This is a genomic window from Streptomyces yaizuensis (assembly GCF_034961445.1).
Taxonomy (GTDB): Bacteria; Actinomycetota; Actinomycetes; order Streptomycetales; family Streptomycetaceae; genus Streptomyces; species Streptomyces yaizuensis.
Map to the genome: position 1 here is coordinate 591,752 of NZ_BSBI01000001.1, position 19,093 is coordinate 610,844.

Sequence of the window (19,093 nt, forward strand, 5' to 3'; positions counted from 1 at the left end):
CGGCCGCCTCCGGATGAGGGGCGCGTCAGCCCGCGAGCCGTGCCTCCAGTTCGGCGGTGTCGGCCGGGAACCAGGTCTGCCGCCCCCGGTCGCACTCCCGGACGAAGTCCCGCAGCGCCTCACTGGCGTCGGTGTGCCGGGAGATGTCACCGACGACGGCCAGCCCCATGCGGTAGTTGACGAACTTCTGGACGATGTCGCCCGCGACCCGCGTCCGCAGCCGGAAGAACGACTCGTCCAGCCGCTCCACGGGCAGGACGACCCACGAGGCGCCCAGGTAGCCGGCCTCGCCGATGAGGTCGAGGGCATCGCTCTCACCGGCGACGGGCGGGCCGTCGGCGGGGCACATCAGTACGGGCACGTCATGGATCGTTCGCAGCAAGGACATGACGGCGATCGTAGGCAACGCGTCCGCCGCCGGCCACGGGTTTCCCGCCCGCCCGGCCCCCCGTCCCGGGGCGGTGCTACGAACCGCCGGTCGGCCGGGTGTCCAGGGTGGAGCGCAGCTGGGTCAGGACCGTGGTGAGTTGCTGGAGCAGCTCGGGCGGGTACGGGGACAGGACCTCGTCCTGGCGCGCGTTGACCTGGGCGAAGAACGCGTCCGCGTGCTCCCTGGCCCGGGGCGTGCTGCGCAGGGTGACGATCCGCCGGTCCGTGTGTTCGCGGGTACGGGTGACGTACCCGGCCCCTTCGAGGCGGTTGAGCAGTGCGGTCATGGCCCCCGATGACAGCGGGATGCGGCCGCTGAGCAGAGCCGGGGACAGCGGGACGCCGTCGGCTTCGGCCGAGGCGATCTCCAGCAGGGCGAAGGCGTCGGTGGAGTGCACGCCGATCCGGGCGGCGAAGCGCCGGCCCAGCTCGGTGAAGCCCGCGCCGTAGGCCCTGAGGCACTCCGCCAGCTGCTCGCGCTGCGCCGCGATGCCGTCGGGCGTCGATTCGCCCACCGGGCCCCTCCCTTCCTTGCGCCGCCGGCGGATGCGTTCGCCGGAGCGCGTTGACAACGTGTCACGGAGCAGCATAGCTTCCTCGCGAAGTCACTCCACGGTGAAGTCACTTGCTTGTGAAGTTACTTTACTGTGGAGGTGCAACGGCTCGCGGGGCGCACCGGACCGCGAGCGCTCGCCCATCCCCCTACGCATGGAGCCCGGATGCTGAACGCTCCCTGTCTCGCGGGCATCGACCCGTTCGCCGCGACCGTCCGCGGTATCACCGAACCCGACCCGGTCCGCGCCGCCCTGCGGGCCGCCGGCCCCGTCGTCCAGGTGGACGCCCCGGCCGGCGGACGGGCCTGGATCGTGACCGACCACGCCCTGGCACGCGAGGTGCTCCTCGACCCCCGGATCTCCAAGGACCCCGCGTTCGCCCCTCCCGGCTGGGACCGCCGCACCGCCGGACTCGAACAGACCGCCGCCGAGCAACCGTCCCTGACCACCCTCGACGGCCCCGAACACACCGAACTGCGCCGCGCCCATGCCCCGCTCCTGTCCCCTCAGCGGATCCGCGGGCACTCCGACCGGATCCACGCGATCGCCCGGACGCTGCTCACCCGACTGGCCGCCGACCGGGCCGAGATCGACCTCATGGCCGACTTCACCACCCGCTACCCCCTCACCGTCCTCCTGGACCTGCTGGGCATCCCCCTGGAGAACATCGACCGGGCCGCCGACGCCTGCAAGCGGATGCTCAGCGACCAAGCCGGCGTACAGGGCGACGCGATCGCCGAACTCGCCGGACTCACCGCCTCCGGGCTCGGTGACAACTGCCGGGGCCTCGCCGCCGAACTGCGTGACCGGGTCCCCGCACACACCACCCGACAGCAACTGCAATACCACCTCTTCGCGCTGACCTTCGCCGGGCAGCTCACCACCGACGCCGCCCTCGGCACCCTGGTGGCGCACCTGCTCGCGGACCGCCCGCACCAGCCCCCGGCCGGCGGAGAAGACATCGACGAACTGGTCCGCGAGACACTCCGGCAGCACCCGCCCGCCCCCTTCACCCTCTGGCGGTTCACCACCACCGGGATCGAACTCGCCGGAACACGGCTTCCCTCCCGGGCGCCCGTGCTCGTCGACATCCAGGGAATCAACACCGACCCCGCCCGTCCGCCCGGTCCGGACCTAGCCTTCGGCGCCGGTCCGCACTTCTGCGTCGGCGCCCACCTCGCACAGCTCGAACTGCGCGCGGTGGCCACGGTGCTGCGAACCGACTTCCCCCGGGCCCGTCTCGCCGTGCCCTTCGCCGACCTCCAGCAGGCCCGCGGCGGCGGACTGCAAGGCAGCCGGCTGACCGCTCTCCCCGTCACCCTGCACGGCCGGCACTGACGGGCACGCCCGTACCCGACGACGACACCGCGACCCGGCCCCACGGGCCCCTACCGCAGACGGGATGGCGGAAGACACTCCCCGGGCCGCCCGCTCCGCCGCTCATTCCCGCTCCCGGGGGGCCGCCGCCGGGGCGAGGGCCGGCGGCCAGTCGGGGACGAGACCCGCACGGGGGTCCGGCAGCCCGAGCTGGTGCAGCCGGTCCAGCGCGCGAAAGGGCCGGATCCCGAGCCCGGCGAGGTTGTAGGTCGCGGTATGGGTCATCCGGGGGCTGCGCCGGATCCGCTCCAGGGCCCGGCGGGCCAGGACCCGGGACGGCCACGCGGCACCGATCACCATGCCCACCGCCTCGTGGCTCAGCCGGTCGACATGCCGGATCCAGGGCAGGCGCTCGGCCTCGTACCCGCGCAGCGCCCGGTCCACGGACCGGGGCCCGTCCACCCCGGCCGCGCCCAGATGGCGGGCGAGCGCCTCGGCGTCGGCGAGGGCGGTGTTCATGCCCTGGGCGGCCAGCGAGTGGACGGCGTGCGCCGCCTCACCGACCAGGACCAGACCGGGAACGGCCAGCGACGGGGCGACGAACCGCCGCAGCGCGAAGGTCTGCCGGGTGTCGTCCCCGCGCAGCCGCCCCGCCAGCGGTCCCAGCTCGGGCACCCCCCGGGCGAGGAGGGCGGCCCACGGCCCCGCGCCGTGGGTGCCGCGCAGTTCGCCCTCGGTGACCTGCGCGTACAACCGGGTCCTGGCCCCGGGCAGCGGGTACACCAGCCGCAGCCCATCCACGGTGTCGTACGCGGTGACCTCGTCGGGACGGGGCGGCGGGCCCGGGCACTCCCAGGCGACGAGCCGGTGCGGGTACGCGTGCGGCGCCGCCGGTATCCGGGCCTCCCTGCGCAGGCGGGAGGAGACGCCATCGGCGGCGACCACCAGCGCGCAGGGCTGGTCGTGGCGGCGGCCCCCCTCCCGTATCCGCACCCCGCGCACCCGGCCGGACGCGTCGCGCAGCAGCCCCTCCACGACCGCCCCGCGCCGGAACTCGACACCGTCCGGCAGCCCGTCGGCGAGCGCGCCCAGGATCGCCGGGTGCTCGGCGGCGAGGAGGGAGGTGTAGCCCGCCGGGAGGGTCCCGTACTCGAACGCCATCGTGGCCGTGCCGCAGGCGTCCCGGATCACCACCCGGGACAGGGGCGCGGCGCCCCGGCCGCGGAGCCCGTCGAGCACGCCCCACGCGCCGAGGACCCGTACGGCCGGCGGCTGGAGCACCTCCCCCTTGGCGAGCGCGGGGGTGTCGCGCCGCTTCTCCAGGACGACGACGTCCAGGCCCCGCCGGCCGAGGGCGAGCGCGGCGGCGAGCCCGGCGGCCCCGCCACCGCAGACGACGACGTCCGGCCGCCCGCTCACCGCGTCCCCCCGGCGCGGCGCGCGTGGTCGCGGCGCCCGGCGAGCGCTCCCGGGGCGAGCCCCTGGCCCGGCGGGCCGTCCCCGTACAGCGCGGGGTCCCGGATACGGGCGCGGATCCGGCCGGGTTGCCGACGGGCGCGGCCGGGGGAGCGGAGCAGCGCACACCGCGCGACGACCGCCGGGCCCGCCGCCCCGGGGGCGCCGGGCGCGTCCGGCTGAGTGTCCCGGTCGCCGTCCGGGTCGTGGCGGCGCGGCAGTCGGCCCGCCCTGCGGTCCACCAGCGGGGCGGTGCCCTCCGGGTCGAGGCCTGCGACCGCCGCCGTGGGGAGGAGTCGGGCGGGTGTGCGGAGGGCCCGCGCGGCCCCGTCCGGCGTGCCGGGTTCGTCGCGGTCCCCGGCGCGGCCCGGGTGGAGCCGGCCGGGTTTCCCGGGACGGGCGCGGTGGCCGTGCCACTCCCAGCTTCCGGTACGGGCCCGGTGGCGGTGGTCCTGGTCTCCGTCCCCGCCCATGGCGGCCCCTTCCCGGTGTCTCAGCTCCGCGGCTGTCGGTCGGTCCGCTCCGCCGCCCCTGCCCCCTCCGTCCGTCCTGTCCCGGCGGCGGTCCGGTGCGGGACGCGGGGCAATCGGACTGCGGACAGGACGAGCGTGATCGCGCGGTTCACCTCAGGCGGCCGTCGCCCGAACGAGCGAGCGCGCCGCGACCCGGCCGGACGGCGACCCAGAGCGTACGAAGAGCGCCCGCGGTGAACCAGACCCCCGCAGGACAGCGGCCGAGGATGACCAGATCCCACCGCCGTGAACGGTTGGTGACGATGGGTCATGGCCGGGGCCGGAGCTTCGGCGGGCGCCCGCACCGGCCCGCGCGGGGCGCTGCCGCCCGCACCGCCGCCGGCGGGGCCCGGTGGCGGGATCCCGGTGCCGCACGGGACGCCCACGTGTCCCGACTCACCGTCCGGAATGTGGAAACGACTACCCACCGACCGGGCGGGGGCCTAGTCTGACCGGGCAACTGGTTCGCCCTGCCCGCCAGGCAGGCGCGTCGTAAGAGGGAACCCGGTGGGAATCCGGGACTGCCCCGCAGCGGTGAGTGGGAACGACCGCCGTCATACGCACTGGACCCGGGACGGGTCTGGGAAGCGACGGCCAGTAGGTGTCCGCCGGAAGGCTCCGGTGGGTGTGCCCGCAAGTCCGAAGACCTGCCCGTTGCCCGTACACGGACCGTTTCGTGTGCGGATATCCCGGTGACCTCGTGGGCGGGTCGGCGACCATACCGAGCGGAGGACCGCGCCATGCCGCGCGCGGCCCGGGTCCGCCCGGTTCGTCACCCCTTCGCGCTCGCGTCCCGTCCCCGGGATCTCAGGGATTCATCTCGCGAAGGAGATCTCCGTGACATCGAAGTCCGCAGCCGCGGCAGCACGGTCCACCGTGTACGGCTACCCCCGCCAGGGACAGAACCGGGAACTCAAGAAGGCCATCGAGGGCTACTGGAAGGGCCGTGTCACCGCCGACGCCCTGACCGCCACCGCCGCCGAACTGCGCGAGCGGAACTGGCGGGAGCTGGCCGACGCCGGGATCGACGAGGTCCCCACCGGCGACTTCTCGTACTACGACCACGTCCTCGACACCACCGTCCTGGTCGGCGCGATCCCCGAGCGGCACCGGGCGGCCGTCGCCGCCGACCCGCTGGACGGCTACTTCGCCATGGCCCGCGGCACCCAGGACGTCGCCCCGCTGGAAATGACCAAGTGGTTCGACACCAACTACCACTACCTGGTGCCCGAGCTGGGCCCCGACACGGTCTTCAGCGCCGATCCGGCCAAGCAGATCGGCGAGCTGACCGAGGCCCTCGCGCTCGGGCACACCCCCCGCCCGGTCCTCGTCGGCCCCGTCACCTATCTCCTGCTCGCCAAGCCCGCCCCCGGCGTGGCCGCGGACTTCGACCCGCTGACCCTGCTGGACCGGCTCCTCCCGGTGTACGCGTCGGTCCTCGCCGATCTGCGCGCGGCGGGTGCCGAGTGGGTCCAGCTGGACGAGCCCGCCCTGGTGCAGGACCGCACCCCGGCCGAGCTGAACGCCGCCGCCCGCGCCTACCGGGACCTCGGCGGCCTCACGGACCGGCCCAGGCTGCTGGTCGCCTCCTACTTCGACCAGCTCGGCGAGGCCCTGCCCGTTCTGGCCAAGGCGCCCGTGGAGGGCCTGGCGCTGGACTTCACCGAGTCGGCCGCCGTCAACCTGGAGAAGCTGGCCGCCGTCGGCGGGCTGCCCGGCAAGCGCCTGGTCGCCGGTGTCGTCAACGGACGGAACATCTGGGTCAACGACCTGGAGAAGTCGCTGGCCACCCTCGGCACCCTGCTCGGTCTCGCGGACCGGGTCGATGTCGCCTCTTCCTCCTCGCTGCTGCACGTCCCCCTCGACGCCGCGCTCGAACGGGACGTCGACCCGCAGATCGTCCGCTGGCTGGCCTTCGCCCGGCAGAAGACCGCCGAGATCGCCACCCTCGCCAAGGGCCTCGCCCGGGGCACCGACGCCATCGCCGGCGAACTCGCCGCCAACCGGGCCGCCCTCGCCTCCCGCGCGGCCTCCCCCATCACCCGCGACCCCGCCGTCCGCGCCCGCACTGGAGCGATCACCGACGCGGACGCCCGCCGCGCCCAGCCGTACGGCGAGCGGACCGTGGCCCAGCGCACCCGCCTCGGCCTGCCCTACCTGCCGACCACCACCATCGGCTCCTTCCCCCAGACCGACGAACTGCGTGTCGCCCGCGCCGATCTGCGGGCCGGCCGGATCGACACCGCCGGGTACGAGGAGCGCATCCGGGCCGAGATCGCCGAGGTGATCTCGTTCCAGGAGAAGACCGGGATCGACGTCCTGGTGCACGGCGAGCCCGAGCGCAACGACATGGTGCAGTACTTCGCCGAACAGCTCACCGGCTATCTGGCCACCCAGCACGGCTGGGTCCAGTCCTACGGCACCCGCTATGTCCGTCCGCCGGTCCTCGCCGGGGACATCTCCCGCCCCGAGCCGATGACGGTCCGCTGGACCAGTCATGCGCAGTCCCTCACCGACAAGCCGGTCAAGGGCATGCTGACCGGCCCGGTCACCATGCTGGCCTGGTCCTTCGTCCGCGACGACCAGCCCCTCGGCGACACCGCCCGCCAGGTGGCCCTCGCCCTGCGCGACGAGGTCGGCGACCTGGAGGCCGCCGGAACCGCCGTCATCCAGGTCGACGAACCGGCGCTGCGCGAAACCCTCCCGCTGCGCACCGCCGACCACGCCGGCTACCTGGCCTGGGCGACGGAGTCCTTCCGCCTCACCACCAGCGGCGTCCAGCCCGGCACCCAGATCCACACCCATATGTGCTACGCCGAGTTCGGCGACATCGTCCAGGCCATCGACGACCTCGACGCCGATGTGATCAGCCTCGAAGCCGCCCGCTCGCACATGCAGGTCGCCCGGGAACTCGCCGCGCACGGCTACCCGCGCGAGGCGGGACCCGGCGTCTGGGACATCCACTCCCCGAGGGTGCCGTCCGCCGAGGAGGCCGCCGCTCTCCTGCGCACCGGCCTCAAGGCCATCCCGGCCGAGCGGCTCTGGGTCAACCCCGACTGCGGGCTGAAGACCCGGGGCTGGGCGGAGACCCGCGCCTCCCTGGAGAACCTGGTGGCCGCCGCCCGCACCGTACGCGGCGAACTCCCCGCCTCCTGACGGGCCGTGGCCGGGAGACGCCCATGCCCTCCCGGCCACACCCCGGACGCCCCGGCGTCGACCGATCCACCGGAAGGCATGGCTGAAAGGCCGTCGCCGGGCATACGATACGACCGCCCGCGATCACCGGACGCGACCGGCCCGGGGGCTTCTTACCCGTACAACGGATCCGAGGATCCTCAGGGCCGGGCCCGTACAGCCCGGTCCGTACGGGCAGCACGGCACCACAGCAGTATCCGCGTGCACAACCGGGGGAAGCCGGTGGGATTCCGGCGCTGACCTGCAACCGTGTGCGGCGTTGACACGCCGTGAGTCGGGAGACCCGGGGTGCGGAAACGCATCGCTTCCCACCGTCATGGTCTGCGGCGCGAAGCCCGGGGTCCCGCTCCCGCACCCCCGTCAGGCCCGCGCCGGGCCGGCGCGGAGGTGCCCCCACGGGCCCGGGCGCGCGGCGCCGACCGCGAGCCCGTCAAGGAAGGCACCCCATGCGCCAGACCCTTTTGCGCCGCGTCGTCATCGGCACCGCGGCCCTCGGCCTCACATGCGTCACCGGCCCCGCGGTCGCCGGCACCCAGGCCCCGGTCGTCCCGTCGACCAACGCGCCGGTCAAGGTGACCCTGACGGTCCAGGGTCCGAACGGACCGCTGTTCCACGGGAAGATCAGGACCAAGGGGCACGACGTGACCACCGCCACCGGCGGCACCCACAAGTGCGACGGCACCAACGGCGGCGCGTACCCGACCAAGGTCCCCACGCCGACGGCCGCCCTCGACGACGCCGCCCAGCGGTACCACTTCGCCTGGGACGGGACCTGGTACCCCGCGTTCGACGACTTCTTCGTCGACACGATCAAGAACGTCAGCGGGGGAGCCTCGGCGTACTGGAACATCTCCGTCAACGGGACCCCGACGCCCGTCGGTGGCTGCCAGTTCAAGCTGAACACGGGCGACCAGGTCGCCTTCACCTGGACCGCGTTCTGATCCACCCCTTCTCGAACGGTGGGCGGCGCCCCGGGTGCCGCCCACCGGCCGGGCCACCGGCCGGGCCACCTGCCGGGCCGGGGGTCACCGCGGGGGCAGCCGCCGGGCCTCGCGCTCCGTCACCGGCTCCCCGGCGCGCACACCGTGCAGGACGTGCGCCAGCACTTCCGCACCCCGGACCACGCGCGGCCCCGGCCGGTTGAAGTACGCGGGCCCGTCCAGCACCCACACCCGCCCGGCGCGGACGGCGGGCAGCTCCTCCCAGCCGGGGAGCGAGGTCAGCAGCTCCCTTTCGGCCAGGGTGCGTTCGGGGGCGAAGCCGCACGGCAGGACGAGGACGACATCCGGGCGGGCGGCCCGTACCGCCTCCCAGGTGACGGGCCCGGTGTGCGCCCCGGGCGCGGCGAGCAGGGGCCGGCCGCCGGCGGTGGAGATCTGCTCGGGCACCCAGTGACCGGCGGGCCAGAGCGGATCCAGCCACTCGACAGCGGCGACGCGCGGTGCGGCCAGACCCTCGGTGAGAGCGGCGACCCGCGCCAGCCGCTCCCGCAGCGCGGCCCGCCGCCGCACCGCCCGGTCCCGTACGCCGAGCAACTCGCCCACGGTGACCAGGCAGTCCAGTACATCGCCCAGGGTGCGCGGCTCCAGGCTCAGCACCCGGGGTCCGGGGCCGCCGCCCAGGACGCGCACGGCCCGGCGGACGCTCCGGTACGACACCGCGCACACCTCGCAGAGGTCCTGGGTGAGCACCACGTCGGGGGCGAGGGCCGCGAGCGCCCCGGTGTCCAGGGTGTAGAGCGAGGAACCGGAGTGGTCGGCGCCGCCGACGGCGTCGGAGATCTCCCGGCTGGTCAGCGTGGCGTCGGAGAACGAGGCCGCGGTGACGGCCGGGATCCGGTCGACGGTGCCGGCCGGCCAGTCGCACTCGTGGGTCCGGCCGACCAGGTCGGCGACGAGACCGAGTTCGGCCACGATGTCCGTGGCCGCGGGCAGCAGCGAGACGATGCGCATACGGCGACTCCGGGGCGACCGCGCGGACGGACGGGGACGCCCCCCACTCTAGGCGGGAGCCTCCGCCCCCACGCCGTCGGCCGCCTTCCGGAACACCCTTCCTTTTCGGTCGCAGGGAATGCGCCAGGGTGGCTGAAAGGATTCCCGGAGCGGGGCGGGCAGCCCGGAAAGGCCGAATCCGGACTGCTGCATTCCTGGTTGACTTCTCCTCAAAGCTCCTTCAAAACTGTTTCCCCTCGGGCCGCAGAGATCAGTCCGGAACAGGGAAACGCGCCATTTCGGCAAGGAGCGAGTGTGCGCGCCTCTCCCTTTCCGCAGCCGTCGGATCGCCCGAATCCTGACCTTTCCGTCGGGATATTTCCGCGCCCGGGAACGGCAAGGACCACCGCCATCGAAGGGAAAGGACACGCCATCGTGAAACCTGTCTGGATCAAGCCCGAGGTGCTGCCCATCGAGTTCGGCACCGTCCAGTCGTGCGCCTGTGCGTGCGGCGGCAGCGCCGGCGCCGGCGCCGGCGACGCCACCTGACGCACCCCGCCACGGGCGGGGGCCACGGCACCCCCCGGCGCCCTCGCCCGTACCCGAACCGGCCCGCACGCCCGCAGAGTGAGGTGACGGATGAAGCTGCTCGAACAATGGGACGCGCTGGTCGTGCCCGGTGACCTCGTCTACTTCCTGGACCGCGACTCCGGCACCCGGCTGGTCGCCAACCCCGAACTGGCCGCCTGGAGCGCGCTGGACGAGCGGGAGGCCGGCCTGCTCCGGGCGCTGGCCCGGCGCGGCAGACCGGACGAGCCCGCGGGGCCACCGCCCGCCGACCCGATGTGGGCGGAACGCACCCTGGCGAAGCTGGTGCTCAAGTGGCTCGTGTACCTGCCCGGCCGCCGGCCCGAGGTACGCCTCGCCGAACCCTCGCTGAAGATCGTCTACTACGCCGTCACGGACGGCTGCAATCTCCGCTGCCCCTACTGTTACGCCTCCTCCGAGAAGTGTCTGCCCGGGGAGATGACCACGGCCGAGTCGCTCGGCCTGGTGGACGCGATCGCCGACATGGGCGCGCGGACCCTCGTCCTCACCGGCGGCGAACCCATGCTGCGGAAGGACCTCTTCACCGTCGCCGGGCACGCCCGCGAACGCGGCCTCTCCGTCAATATGATCACCAACGGCACCATGATCAGGAAGCCGGAGACCGCCCGCCGGATCGCCGACCTGTTCTCCCTCGTGACGGTCAGCATCGACGGCGGCACCGCCGAACTGCACGAACGCACCCGGGGCGAAGGCACCTTCGCCCGCACCGCGCACGGCCTCTCCCTGCTCAACGACGCGGGCGTGGTCCCCGTGATCAACCATGTGGTGACCCCCGGGAACGTCGACGCCCTGGACGAGGTCTGCCGCTTCGTCTCCGGTCTGAAGATCCGCCGGGTGCGCCTGATGCACCACTCCGATCTCGGCCGGGCGGCCGGCGACGACTACGACTTCGGCTGGGCGGACTACCGGAAGATCCAGCAGTTCCTGTGGACGGACCCCCGGTCCGACGCACTGCTCCCCGACGGCCCCCGCGCCGCCAAACCGTGCTCCATCACCGGAAACTGCGGGATGGGCGGCAACGAGATCTACATCAATTCCCTCGGCGATGTCTATCCCTGCAAACTCGTCACCAAACAGGTCCACCTGGCGGGAAATGTGCGCCACAAACCCCTCGCCGAGTTGTTCCGCTCCCCGCTCCTCGCCGATATGCGCGGCAACAGCGTCGTCGAGGGAAAGAACCTCGAAGACTGCCGCCGCTGCTACATCCGGGGCGCCTGCGGCGGCGGCTGCCGCGGCTATCACATGGCCGAATCCGGCGACATCCACCGCAACGGCCGCCACCTCTGCCGCATGCTGCGCCAGTCCATGGTCGCCAACTGGTGGCAGGCCGTGGGCACCACCGGCCGGCGGCTCGCCGAGGCCCCGGACGAGCTGATGCGACCCCGCCTGGTCGGCGACGACACCGTCCACCCCGTCCACGAGGACTGGAAGTCCGCCGGCCGCCGGATGCTCCCCGTCCTGTCGAGTGCCGGGGCCGGGGGCTGCGGTACAAAGACGGCTCCGGCTCCGGCCCCCTGACCCGGCCCGAGCGAAGGGAAGCGCGATGACCCACCGGATCGCCCCCGATGTCGTCTGGCTCTCCGACGACGGGGAAGTACGCCTCTACGACCCCGGCTCGGGGGAGTTCCAGACCCTCAACAGCACCGCCACCGAACTCTGGCTGCTGGTCTCCGAGGGCCGCGGCACCGACGACATCACTGCGGAACTCGGCCGGCGCTACGGGGCCGAGGACCCGGGACAGCTCGACGAGATCGCCCGCGACGTGGCCGACTTCCTCACCCGGCTCACCGCCCAGGGCCTGCTGGTCACCGACGGCAGGCCACAGCCCGGCACGGAAGCGTCGGCCGATGCCTGAAGCCGTACCGGCGCCACCGGCCATCCGCGCACGCGACCTCGTCAAACGCTACCGGGGCATGGAACGCGACGCCGTCCACCAGCTCTCCTTCGACGTCGAACAGGGAGCGGTCATCGGGCTCCTCGGCGCCAACGGCGCCGGCAAGACCACCCTCACCAAGCTGCTCTGCGGCGTCACCACACCCGACCGGGGCAGTGTCCGGATCTTCGGCGCCGACCCCGCCGGCCGGGGCGGGCTGGTCAAACGCGCCATCGGCGTCGTCCACCAGAGCGGCCCCTTCGACATGATGCTGAGCGTCCTCGACAACCTGCGGATCGCCGCCGCGTTCAAAGGGCTCCGCTGGCGCGAGGCACAGGGCACCGTGACCGACGCCCTCGGCGCCTTCGGCCTGGAGAAGAAGGCGTCCCAGCTCGTCTTCACCCTCTCGGGCGGCGAACTGCGGCGCCTCCAGCTGATCCGGGCCCTCCTCGGTACCCCGCCGCTGCTGATCCTCGACGAGCCGTCCGCCGGACTCGACGTGACCGGCCGCCGCCAGGTCTGGACAATGCTGGGCGACCTGCGCCGCCGCCACGGCACCACCGTTCTGTGGACCAGCCACTACGTCGAGGAACTGGAACGCAACTGCCGGCAGGTACTGATCATCGACGCCGGCCGACTGGTCGAGTTCGCGTCCCCCCGCGCCCTCGCCGAACGGTTCGGCGGACAGGTCGCCCTCGTCCGCCCCCTCAGCGCCGGGGACACCGAACGGCTGGTGGGCGCGCTCGGCACCCGGCACGACGGCAGGCCCCTGCGGGTCGCCGTCAGCGACGGCCGGGTCGAGATCGCGGGCCGGGACATGCGCTCCCGGCTGCCGTCCCTGCTGACCCGGGTGACCGAACTCGGCATCGGCATCGACACCGTCGAATACCGGACCCCCTCGCTGGAGGACGCCTTCCTCGAACTCGTGGGAGCCGACCGTGACCGTTGACCTCGCCCGCAGGCCCCCCGAGCCGCCGCCGCCCCTGCGGGGCTCCCTCGCCGCGACCATGTACCGCGAGTACTGCCTGCTCACCCGCGACCGCACCAACCTGCTGCTCGCGATCGTCCCGAGCGCCGTCTACCTGCTGCTCTTCGCCACCTCGCTCGCCAACCTGGTGGGCGAGGTCCGCTACGGGGGCCGGACCGTCGGCTACGCCGAGTTCACCGTGCCCGCGGTCCTGCTCTCGTCCATGCTCGCGGCCGCGACCACCGCCGGGACCTCGCTCTTCCAGGAGCGGCTGGGCCGGATGGACGTCGAACTGTGGTCCTACCCCCTCGGCACCGGCGGCTACGTCCTGGGCAAACTCCTCGTCAGCACCCTGCTCATCCTCGCCCAGACCCTCGCGGCCCTCGTCGTCGCCCTCACCGTCCTCGACTTCCGCTGGCCGCCCGGCAACTGGGCGGCGGCGCTCTGCGCGACCGGCGTGGCCGCCCTCGCCTTCAACGGGCTCTATCTGCTGCTCGCCACGCGGTTCTCCGACTTCCGCCGCTTCAGCGTGACCATCAATGTCGTGGCCCCGGTGCTGCTCTTCTCCAGCCCGTCGTTCTATCCGGTCGACCGGATGGCCCCCGTGCTCCAGTGGCTGTCCTGGGCCAACCCGGTGACGTACGGGATCAGGGCCATCCGGGACGGCGCCCTCTTCGGCTTCGGCGCCGCCTGGCCCTGGCTGCTCGTCCTCGCCGGCATCGCCGCCGTCACGGGCCCGCTGCTGGCCCGCTCCCTGGTGGCCCGGGCCCGGGAACTCTGACCGGAACGGGGGACCCCGCGCTCGTACGAGTGACCCCGCGAGCCACGACGGGGACCACCGGGTATGTCACTTTCCGTGTCCGTCCGGTGTCCGTCCCGTGCCTGTCCCATGGCCGCGCCCCGTGTCCGCCCGGGGGAAGGCCCCCGGAGAGGTTTCGGGGCCGGCGCCCGGGGCACCCGGAGCGCGCCGGGGGAGGGGCGCCGCGCCCCTCGCCCGCTCCGGACCGTCCGCACCCGCCCGTACCGCCCGTGGCGCGGGGCCGGGGTCCGGACGTCGCGGCGCACGGACGGGGTCCCGGGAAGGAGCGAGGAATGCGGAACGAGGAACTGGCGGAGCTGGGACAACAACTACGGGTCGACGCGGTCCGCGCCGCCGAAGCGGCGGGCTCGGGCCACCCGACGTCCTCGATGTCGGCCGCCGATCTCGCCGCCGTCCTGCTCGCCCACCATCTGCGCTACGACTTCGACCAGCCCGACCACCCCGGCAACGACCGGCTGATCCTCTCCAAGGGACACGCCTCCCCGCTGCTGTACGCGCTCTACCGCGCGGCGGGCGTCATCGACGAGGCCGAACTGCTCACCTTCCGTCACGACGGCAGCCCCCTGGAGGGGCACCCCACCCCCCGGCTGCCCTGGGTCGACGTCGCCACCGGCTCCCTGGGCCAGGGCCTGCCGGTCGGCGTCGGCATGGCCCTCGCGGGCCGGCGGCTGGACCGTGTCCCGTACCGGATCTGGGTGGTCTGCGGCGACAGCGAGATGGCCGAGGGGTCCGTGTGGGAGGCCGTCGAACACGCCGCGTACGAGAAGCTCGACAACCTCACGCTGATCGTCGACGTCAACCGGCTCGGCCAGCGCGGCCCCACCCGCGAGGGCTGGGACCTCGACGCCTACGCCCAGCGGCTGCGGGCCTTCGGCTGGCACACCACCGAGGTGGACGGCCACGACGTCGCGGCCATCGACGCCGCCTACCGGCTCGCCGCCGCCACCTCCCACAAACCCTCGGCGGTGCTCGCCCGTACCCACAAGGGCCGGGGCGTCGCCGAGGTCGACGACCAGGAGGGCTTCCACGGCAAGCCGCTGCCGCACCCCGCGCGGGCGATCGAGGAACTGGGCGGCGTCCGGTCCGCCCATGTCCCCGTGGCCCCGCCGCCCGACACCGTCCTGACCCCGATCACCCCGGCCGGCCGGGTCGCGACACCCCACTACCGGGTGGGGGACGAGGTCGCCACCCGCGACGCCTTCGGTGCCGCGCTCGCCGCCCTCGGCTCCGTACGCGGCGATGTCGTCGCCCTCGACGGCGAGGTCGGCGACTCGACCCGGGCCGCCGCCTTCGCCCGCGCCCACCCCGAGCGCTACTTCGAGTTCTACATCGCCGAACAGCAGCTCGTGGCCGCCGCCGTGGGCCTGCGGGCCCGCGGCTACCTGCCGTTCGCCACGACCTTCGCCGCCTTCCTCACCCGGGCGCACGACTTCATCCGGATGGCCGCCGTCAGCGACGCCGGCATCCAGCTCTGCGGCTCCCACGCGGGCGTCTCCATCGGAGCGGACGGCCCCTCGCAGATGGGCCTGGAGGACCTGGCCATGCTGCGGGCCGTGCACGGCTCCACCGTCCTGTACCCCTGCGACGCCAACCAGACCGCCCGCCTCGTCCAGCACATGGCGCACCTGCCCGGCGTCGGCTATCTGCGGACCACCCGGGGGGCCACCCCGGTGCTGTACGGGCCGGACGAGGACTTCCCCGTCGGCGGCTCCCGCGTGCTGCGCTCCGGGGACCGCGACCGGGTCACCGTCGTCGCCGCCGGGATCACCGTCCACGAGGCCCTGAAGGCCGCCGACACCCTGGCCGGCGCCGGGATCGGGGTGCGGGTGATCGACCTGTACTCCGTCAAACCCGTCGACGCGGAAACCCTTCAGGCGGCCGCCGACGCCACCGACTGCCTGCTGACCGTGGAGGACCACCGGCCCGAGGGCGGCATCGGGGACGCGGTCGCCGAGGCCTTCGCCGACGGCCGCCCGCAGCCGCGACTGGTCCGCCTCGCCGTGCGCACGATGCCCGGCTCCGCCACCCCCGAGCAGCAGCTGAGCCATGCCGGCATCGACGCCGGGGCGATCACCGCCGCCGTCCGGCTGCTGGTGGGGGAGGCGGTCGTGCGCTGACCGGGACCCGTGCACCCGGGTACCGGCAGCGGCGCCGGGTGCGGTCAGGACATCGGAGCGGTACGGAGAGGGGTTGCCATGGGGTCGGACGCGGGGGCGGGTGCGGACGGGGACACGGACGGGGACGCGGACGGTGGCAGGAGCACCGTCCGGGGCCGCCGGGAGACCGTGGAGGAGCGGGCGGACCGGCGGTGGTCCGACCTCCTCCAGGAGGTGCGGGTCGCCCAGATGGGCGTGCAGATCCTGTTCGGCTTCCTGCTGACCGTGGTCTTCCAGTCGCGTTTCGCGGAGCTGCCGGACACGGACCGGAACATCTACCTCGTCACGGTGCTCCTCGGGGCCGCCGCGATGGGTGCGCTCATCGCCCCGGTGGCGCTGCACCGCATGCTCACCGGCCTGAGCGTGAAGCCGTGGCTCGTGGACTGGGCCGCACGGCTCACCGTCGTCGGTCTCGTGCTGCTGCTGTGCACGATGACGTCGTCGCTGCTGCTCATCCTGAGGGTCGTGCTGCACAACACCCTCGCCGTCTGGCTGGTGGCGCTGATGGTCGTCTGGTTCGTGCTCTGCTGGTTCGTCCTGCCGCTGTGGGCGCGTTCGTCGGGCCGCTCCGCTGACCCCCCGCCCCGGACCTGAGCCGCGCGCCCGCGGCACGGACCGGGCGCCGGTGGCGCGCGGATGCGGGAGCGCGGGGAGTTTGCCAGGGTGGTGGTAGGAGCAGGGGCTTCGCCCCCGTCCCTCCCCGCGGCGCGAACCGACCTCCCGGAGCAGGTGATGAGCGCGAACCGTGGCCGACATCCGCACCATGACGCTCCCGACACCGGCGACGAGCTGCGGCGCCTGGCCGGCCTCCCGGACGGCCCCGAGCGCGACGGGCTGCGCGAGGAGGTCGTCCGGGCCTGGCTGCCGATGGCCCACCGCATCGCCGGGCGCTACCGCGACCGGGGCGAGGCCCTGGACGACCTGCGGCAGGTGGCCGCCGTCGGGCTGGTGAAGGCCGTCGACCACTTCGACCCGGGACGCGGCGCCGCCTTCGAGAGCTACGCGGTGCCCACGATCACCGGGGAGGTCCGCCGGCACTTCCGCGACCACACGTGGTGCCTGCGGGTGCCCCGCCGTACGCAGGAGCTGCGCGGCCGGGTCCGCGCTGTCTACCAGGAACTCTCCCAGTCGGGCCGGGAGCCGTCCGTCACCGAGATCGCCGAACGGGCCGCGCTGGAGGTGGCCGAGGTACGGGAGGGCCTGTCGGCGCTGCACGCCCACACCGCCCTCTCCCTCGACGCGGAGCTGGCTCCCGGCGCCGACGGCGGGAGCGCCACCCTCGCGGACACCCTCGGCGCCCCCGATCCGGCGCTGGAGACCGTCGTCGAGCGGGAGGCGGTGAAGCGGCTCATCGGGGACCTGACCGAGCGGGAGCGGCGCATCCTGTACCTGCGGTTCTTCCGGGGGATGACCCAGAGCCGGATCGCGGAGGAGTTCGGCATCTCCCAGATGCACGTCTCCCGGCTGCTCAGCTCCACCTGCGCGCGGCTGCGGAGCAGGGTGACGGCGGGCGCGGCCTGAGCGCGCCCTCGGGGCGGAGCCGCCGGACGGCGTCCGGGACCTGGCGGCCCGGCGGTTCACGTACGGGCCGGCGGTCGACGTGCATGACCGGCCGGGGCCGGGGCAGGCGCGGTGTGAGGCGGCGAACGGACCGCGAACGGTCCGCCCCCGGCGACGACCGCGCACCGCCCGCCTCACTGTCCCGTACGACTCCTGAGAGAGGAATCCGCGTCATGAACGAGAACGCGTGGAACTACCCGGCCGCGGCCGGCCACACCGCCGGATCCGACCTCACCGGCTTCAAGGTGGAAGCGCTGGACGGCGGCATCGGGAAGGTCGGCAAGCACACCGAGGACGTCGACGCGGCCTTCCTGGTCGTCGACACCGGCCCGTGGATCTTCGGCAGGGAGGTGCTCCTGCCGGCCGGTACCGTCACCCGCGTCGACGCGGTGGAGGAGCGGATCCACGTCGACCGGACGAAGGAGCAGATCAAGGACGCGCCTTCGTTCCACAGCGATCAGCACCTCAGCGACTCCTCCTATCGCGACCTGCTCGGCTCCTACTACTGGCCGCCCCGTATGTGACCCGCTCCGGGCCCGGCCCCGGCCCGCTTGCGGCGGGTCAGGAGCGGGGGACGGCGAACGGCCCGCCGGTGCCGAAGGCGTGGGCGGCGAACCGTTCGCCGATCCTGCGGTGGGTGGCGGCGTCCGGGTGCAGCCCGTCGGGCAGCGGCAGCTCGGCGTGGTCCGCGGCCCCGTAGAGCGCGCGGCCGTCGAGGTGGGCCAGATACGGATCCCCGGCCGCCCGCTCCCGTACGATGCGGGCCAGTTCGTCCCGTACGACGGTGAGGGTCAGCCTGCCGGCGGCCCGCTCCCCGGGGTCGCCGCCGGCCCGGAACATGAGCCGTCCCGCGCCGAGTTCGCCGAGGTCCGGGACGCTGGGGCCGGGGGTGTCCTCGTGGATCGGGCACAGGATCGGCGAGACGACCAGCAGCGGGGTGGTGGGATGCCCCTCGCGGACGGTGTCGAGGAAGCCGTGCACCGCCGGGACGAAGGCCCGCAGCCGCATCAGATCGGTGTTGACCAGATTGATGCCGATCTTCACGCTGATCAGGTCGGCGGGGGTGTCCCGCAGGGCACGGGCGGTGAACGGGTCGAGCAGGGCGCCGCCGCTCAGCCCGAGGTTGATCAGCTCCACCCCGCCGAGCGAGGCGGCCAGGGCCGGCCAGGTCGTCGTGGGGCCCGCGGCGTCGGAGCCCTGGCTGATCGAGCTGCCGTGGTGGAGCCAGACCCTGCGGCCGGTGCCGGGCACCGCGGCCACGGGGGCGTCGGTGCGCAGCGCGACCAGCTCGGTCACCTCGTTGTGGGGCAGCCAGATCTCGACGTCCTTCGTCCCCCGTGGCAGGTCGGCGAAGCGGACCGTGCCGAGGGGGCCCGGCCGCCGCTCGGCGGCGCCGGTGGCCATGTCGACCAGCAGGACGTTGCCGCCGGTGGTCGTGGCCCGCCCGGCGGGACGGCCGTCGACGCGCAGTTCGTACCCGCCGTCCGGGCGGGGCGGCGCACCCCGGTACACCATCCGGGTGCGGAGGGTGTCCAGTTCGACCACGGTGGCGCTCGTGCGGAACGCCAGCCGGACACCGGAGGGCTGGGCCGACGCCAGGGCGAGCCCCGGGTCGGAGCACTGCGCGCGGGCGCGCGCGGGCAGCCGGTGCGGCAGCACGCCGGACGCGGTCCGCTCCAGTTCGAGCGCACCCCGCAGCAGGTCCATGGTGACGG

18 protein-coding genes and 2 riboswitches are annotated in these 19,093 nt (G+C 73.9%); of the genes, 12 read left to right on the forward strand and 6 right to left on the reverse strand.

Annotated features, from left to right (window positions below; all coding sequences use genetic code 11):
• Positions 1-25: 25 nt before the first annotated feature.
• Together SYYSPA8_RS02155 and SYYSPA8_RS02160 are read right to left on the reverse strand one after the other, a co-directional pair.
• Entirely contained in the window at positions 26-388 is a 363-nt protein-coding gene (locus tag SYYSPA8_RS02155; RefSeq protein ID WP_323445157.1) for a DUF4180 domain-containing protein, read from the reverse strand.
• A gap of 76 nt (positions 389-464) precedes the next feature.
• On the reverse strand, positions 465-944 hold the full coding sequence (locus tag SYYSPA8_RS02160) for a MarR family winged helix-turn-helix transcriptional regulator (protein WP_323445158.1): 480 nt from the start codon (positions 942-944) through the stop codon (positions 465-467).
• 204 nt (positions 945-1,148) lie between these two features.
• Here SYYSPA8_RS02160 and SYYSPA8_RS02165 point away from each other — a divergent pair, with 204 nt between their 5' ends.
• A complete protein-coding gene (locus SYYSPA8_RS02165) occupies positions 1,149-2,321 on the forward strand; it encodes a cytochrome P450 family protein (protein ID WP_323445159.1) in 1,173 nt (390 codons plus the stop codon).
• Positions 2,322-2,423: 102 nt separating this feature from the next.
• Here the strand turns inward: SYYSPA8_RS02165 and SYYSPA8_RS02170 are convergent, their stop codons facing one another.
• Positions 2,424-3,719, reverse strand: a complete 1,296-nt coding sequence (locus SYYSPA8_RS02170) for an FAD-dependent oxidoreductase (protein ID WP_323445160.1) — start codon at positions 3,717-3,719, stop codon at positions 2,424-2,426.
• Complete coding sequence (locus SYYSPA8_RS02175; protein WP_323445161.1) at positions 3,716-4,228, reverse strand: hypothetical protein; 513 nt, start codon at positions 4,226-4,228, stop codon at positions 3,716-3,718. Before SYYSPA8_RS02175 ends, SYYSPA8_RS02170 begins: the two co-directional genes overlap by 4 nt.
• Positions 4,229-4,711: 483 nt before the next feature.
• Positions 4,712-4,936: riboswitch (cobalamin riboswitch) on the forward strand.
• A 168-nt stretch (positions 4,937-5,104) separates the two neighbouring features.
• On the opposite strand from SYYSPA8_RS02175, the gene metE reads away from it, so the two are divergent.
• Both metE and SYYSPA8_RS02185 read left to right on the forward strand, forming a co-directional pair.
• Entirely contained in the window at positions 5,105-7,423 is a 2,319-nt protein-coding gene (metE, locus tag SYYSPA8_RS02180; protein ID WP_323445162.1) for a 5-methyltetrahydropteroyltriglutamate--homocysteine S-methyltransferase, read from the forward strand.
• 251 nt (positions 7,424-7,674) lie between these two features.
• A riboswitch (cobalamin riboswitch) is annotated at positions 7,675-7,747 on the forward strand.
• A gap of 161 nt (positions 7,748-7,908) precedes the next feature.
• Entirely contained in the window at positions 7,909-8,403 is a 495-nt protein-coding gene (locus SYYSPA8_RS02185) for a DUF4430 domain-containing protein (protein ID WP_323445163.1), read from the forward strand.
• Between the two features lie 84 nt (positions 8,404-8,487).
• On the opposite strand, the gene SYYSPA8_RS02190 is transcribed toward SYYSPA8_RS02185, so the two are convergent.
• Positions 8,488-9,414 carry an ABC transporter substrate-binding protein gene (locus SYYSPA8_RS02190; RefSeq protein WP_323445164.1) on the reverse strand — a complete coding sequence of 309 codons (927 nt, stop codon included), beginning with the start codon at positions 9,412-9,414 and terminating at the stop codon, positions 8,488-8,490.
• A gap of 414 nt (positions 9,415-9,828) precedes the next feature.
• Between SYYSPA8_RS02190 and stsA the strand changes: the two genes are divergently transcribed.
• The 9 genes from stsA to SYYSPA8_RS02235 all read left to right on the forward strand — a co-directional run bounded on the left by stsA (position 9,829) and on the right by SYYSPA8_RS02235 (position 17,902).
• Positions 9,829-9,942 carry a StsA family sactipeptide RiPP gene (gene stsA, locus SYYSPA8_RS02195; protein WP_323445165.1) on the forward strand — a complete coding sequence of 38 codons (114 nt, stop codon included), beginning with the start codon at positions 9,829-9,831 and terminating at the stop codon, positions 9,940-9,942.
• A gap of 90 nt (positions 9,943-10,032) precedes the next feature.
• Entirely contained in the window at positions 10,033-11,520 is a 1,488-nt protein-coding gene (gene stsB, locus SYYSPA8_RS02200; protein WP_323445166.1) for a StsB family radical SAM/SPASM domain sactipeptide maturase, read from the forward strand.
• A gap of 25 nt (positions 11,521-11,545) precedes the next feature.
• Positions 11,546-11,857, forward strand: a complete 312-nt coding sequence (locus SYYSPA8_RS02205; RefSeq protein ID WP_323445167.1) for a PqqD family protein — start codon at positions 11,546-11,548, stop codon at positions 11,855-11,857.
• A complete protein-coding gene (locus tag SYYSPA8_RS02210; RefSeq protein WP_323445168.1) occupies positions 11,850-12,824 on the forward strand; it encodes an ABC transporter ATP-binding protein in 975 nt (324 codons plus the stop codon). Before SYYSPA8_RS02205 ends, SYYSPA8_RS02210 begins: the two co-directional genes overlap by 8 nt.
• Positions 12,814-13,623, forward strand: a complete 810-nt coding sequence (locus SYYSPA8_RS02215) for an ABC transporter permease (RefSeq protein WP_323445169.1) — start codon at positions 12,814-12,816, stop codon at positions 13,621-13,623. Before SYYSPA8_RS02210 ends, SYYSPA8_RS02215 begins: the two co-directional genes overlap by 11 nt.
• A gap of 311 nt (positions 13,624-13,934) precedes the next feature.
• Positions 13,935-15,779: a transketolase gene (locus tag SYYSPA8_RS02220; protein ID WP_323445170.1), complete on the forward strand. Its 1,845-nt coding sequence runs from the start codon at positions 13,935-13,937 to the stop codon at positions 15,777-15,779.
• Between the two features lie 78 nt (positions 15,780-15,857).
• On the forward strand, positions 15,858-16,412 hold the full coding sequence (locus tag SYYSPA8_RS02225; RefSeq protein ID WP_323445171.1) for a DUF6328 family protein: 555 nt from the start codon (positions 15,858-15,860) through the stop codon (positions 16,410-16,412).
• 138 nt (positions 16,413-16,550) lie between these two features.
• Complete coding sequence (locus SYYSPA8_RS02230; RefSeq protein ID WP_323445172.1) at positions 16,551-17,339, forward strand: SigB/SigF/SigG family RNA polymerase sigma factor; 789 nt, start codon at positions 16,551-16,553, stop codon at positions 17,337-17,339.
• A gap of 212 nt (positions 17,340-17,551) precedes the next feature.
• Positions 17,552-17,902, forward strand: coding sequence for a PRC-barrel domain-containing protein (locus SYYSPA8_RS02235; protein ID WP_323445173.1), 351 nt, complete (start codon positions 17,552-17,554; stop codon positions 17,900-17,902).
• Between the two features lie 37 nt (positions 17,903-17,939).
• Here the strand turns inward: SYYSPA8_RS02235 and SYYSPA8_RS02240 are convergent, their stop codons facing one another.
• Complete coding sequence (locus SYYSPA8_RS02240) at positions 17,940-19,085, reverse strand: GDSL-type esterase/lipase family protein (protein ID WP_323445504.1); 1,146 nt, start codon at positions 19,083-19,085, stop codon at positions 17,940-17,942.
• Between the last annotated feature and the right edge of the window lie 8 nt (positions 19,086-19,093).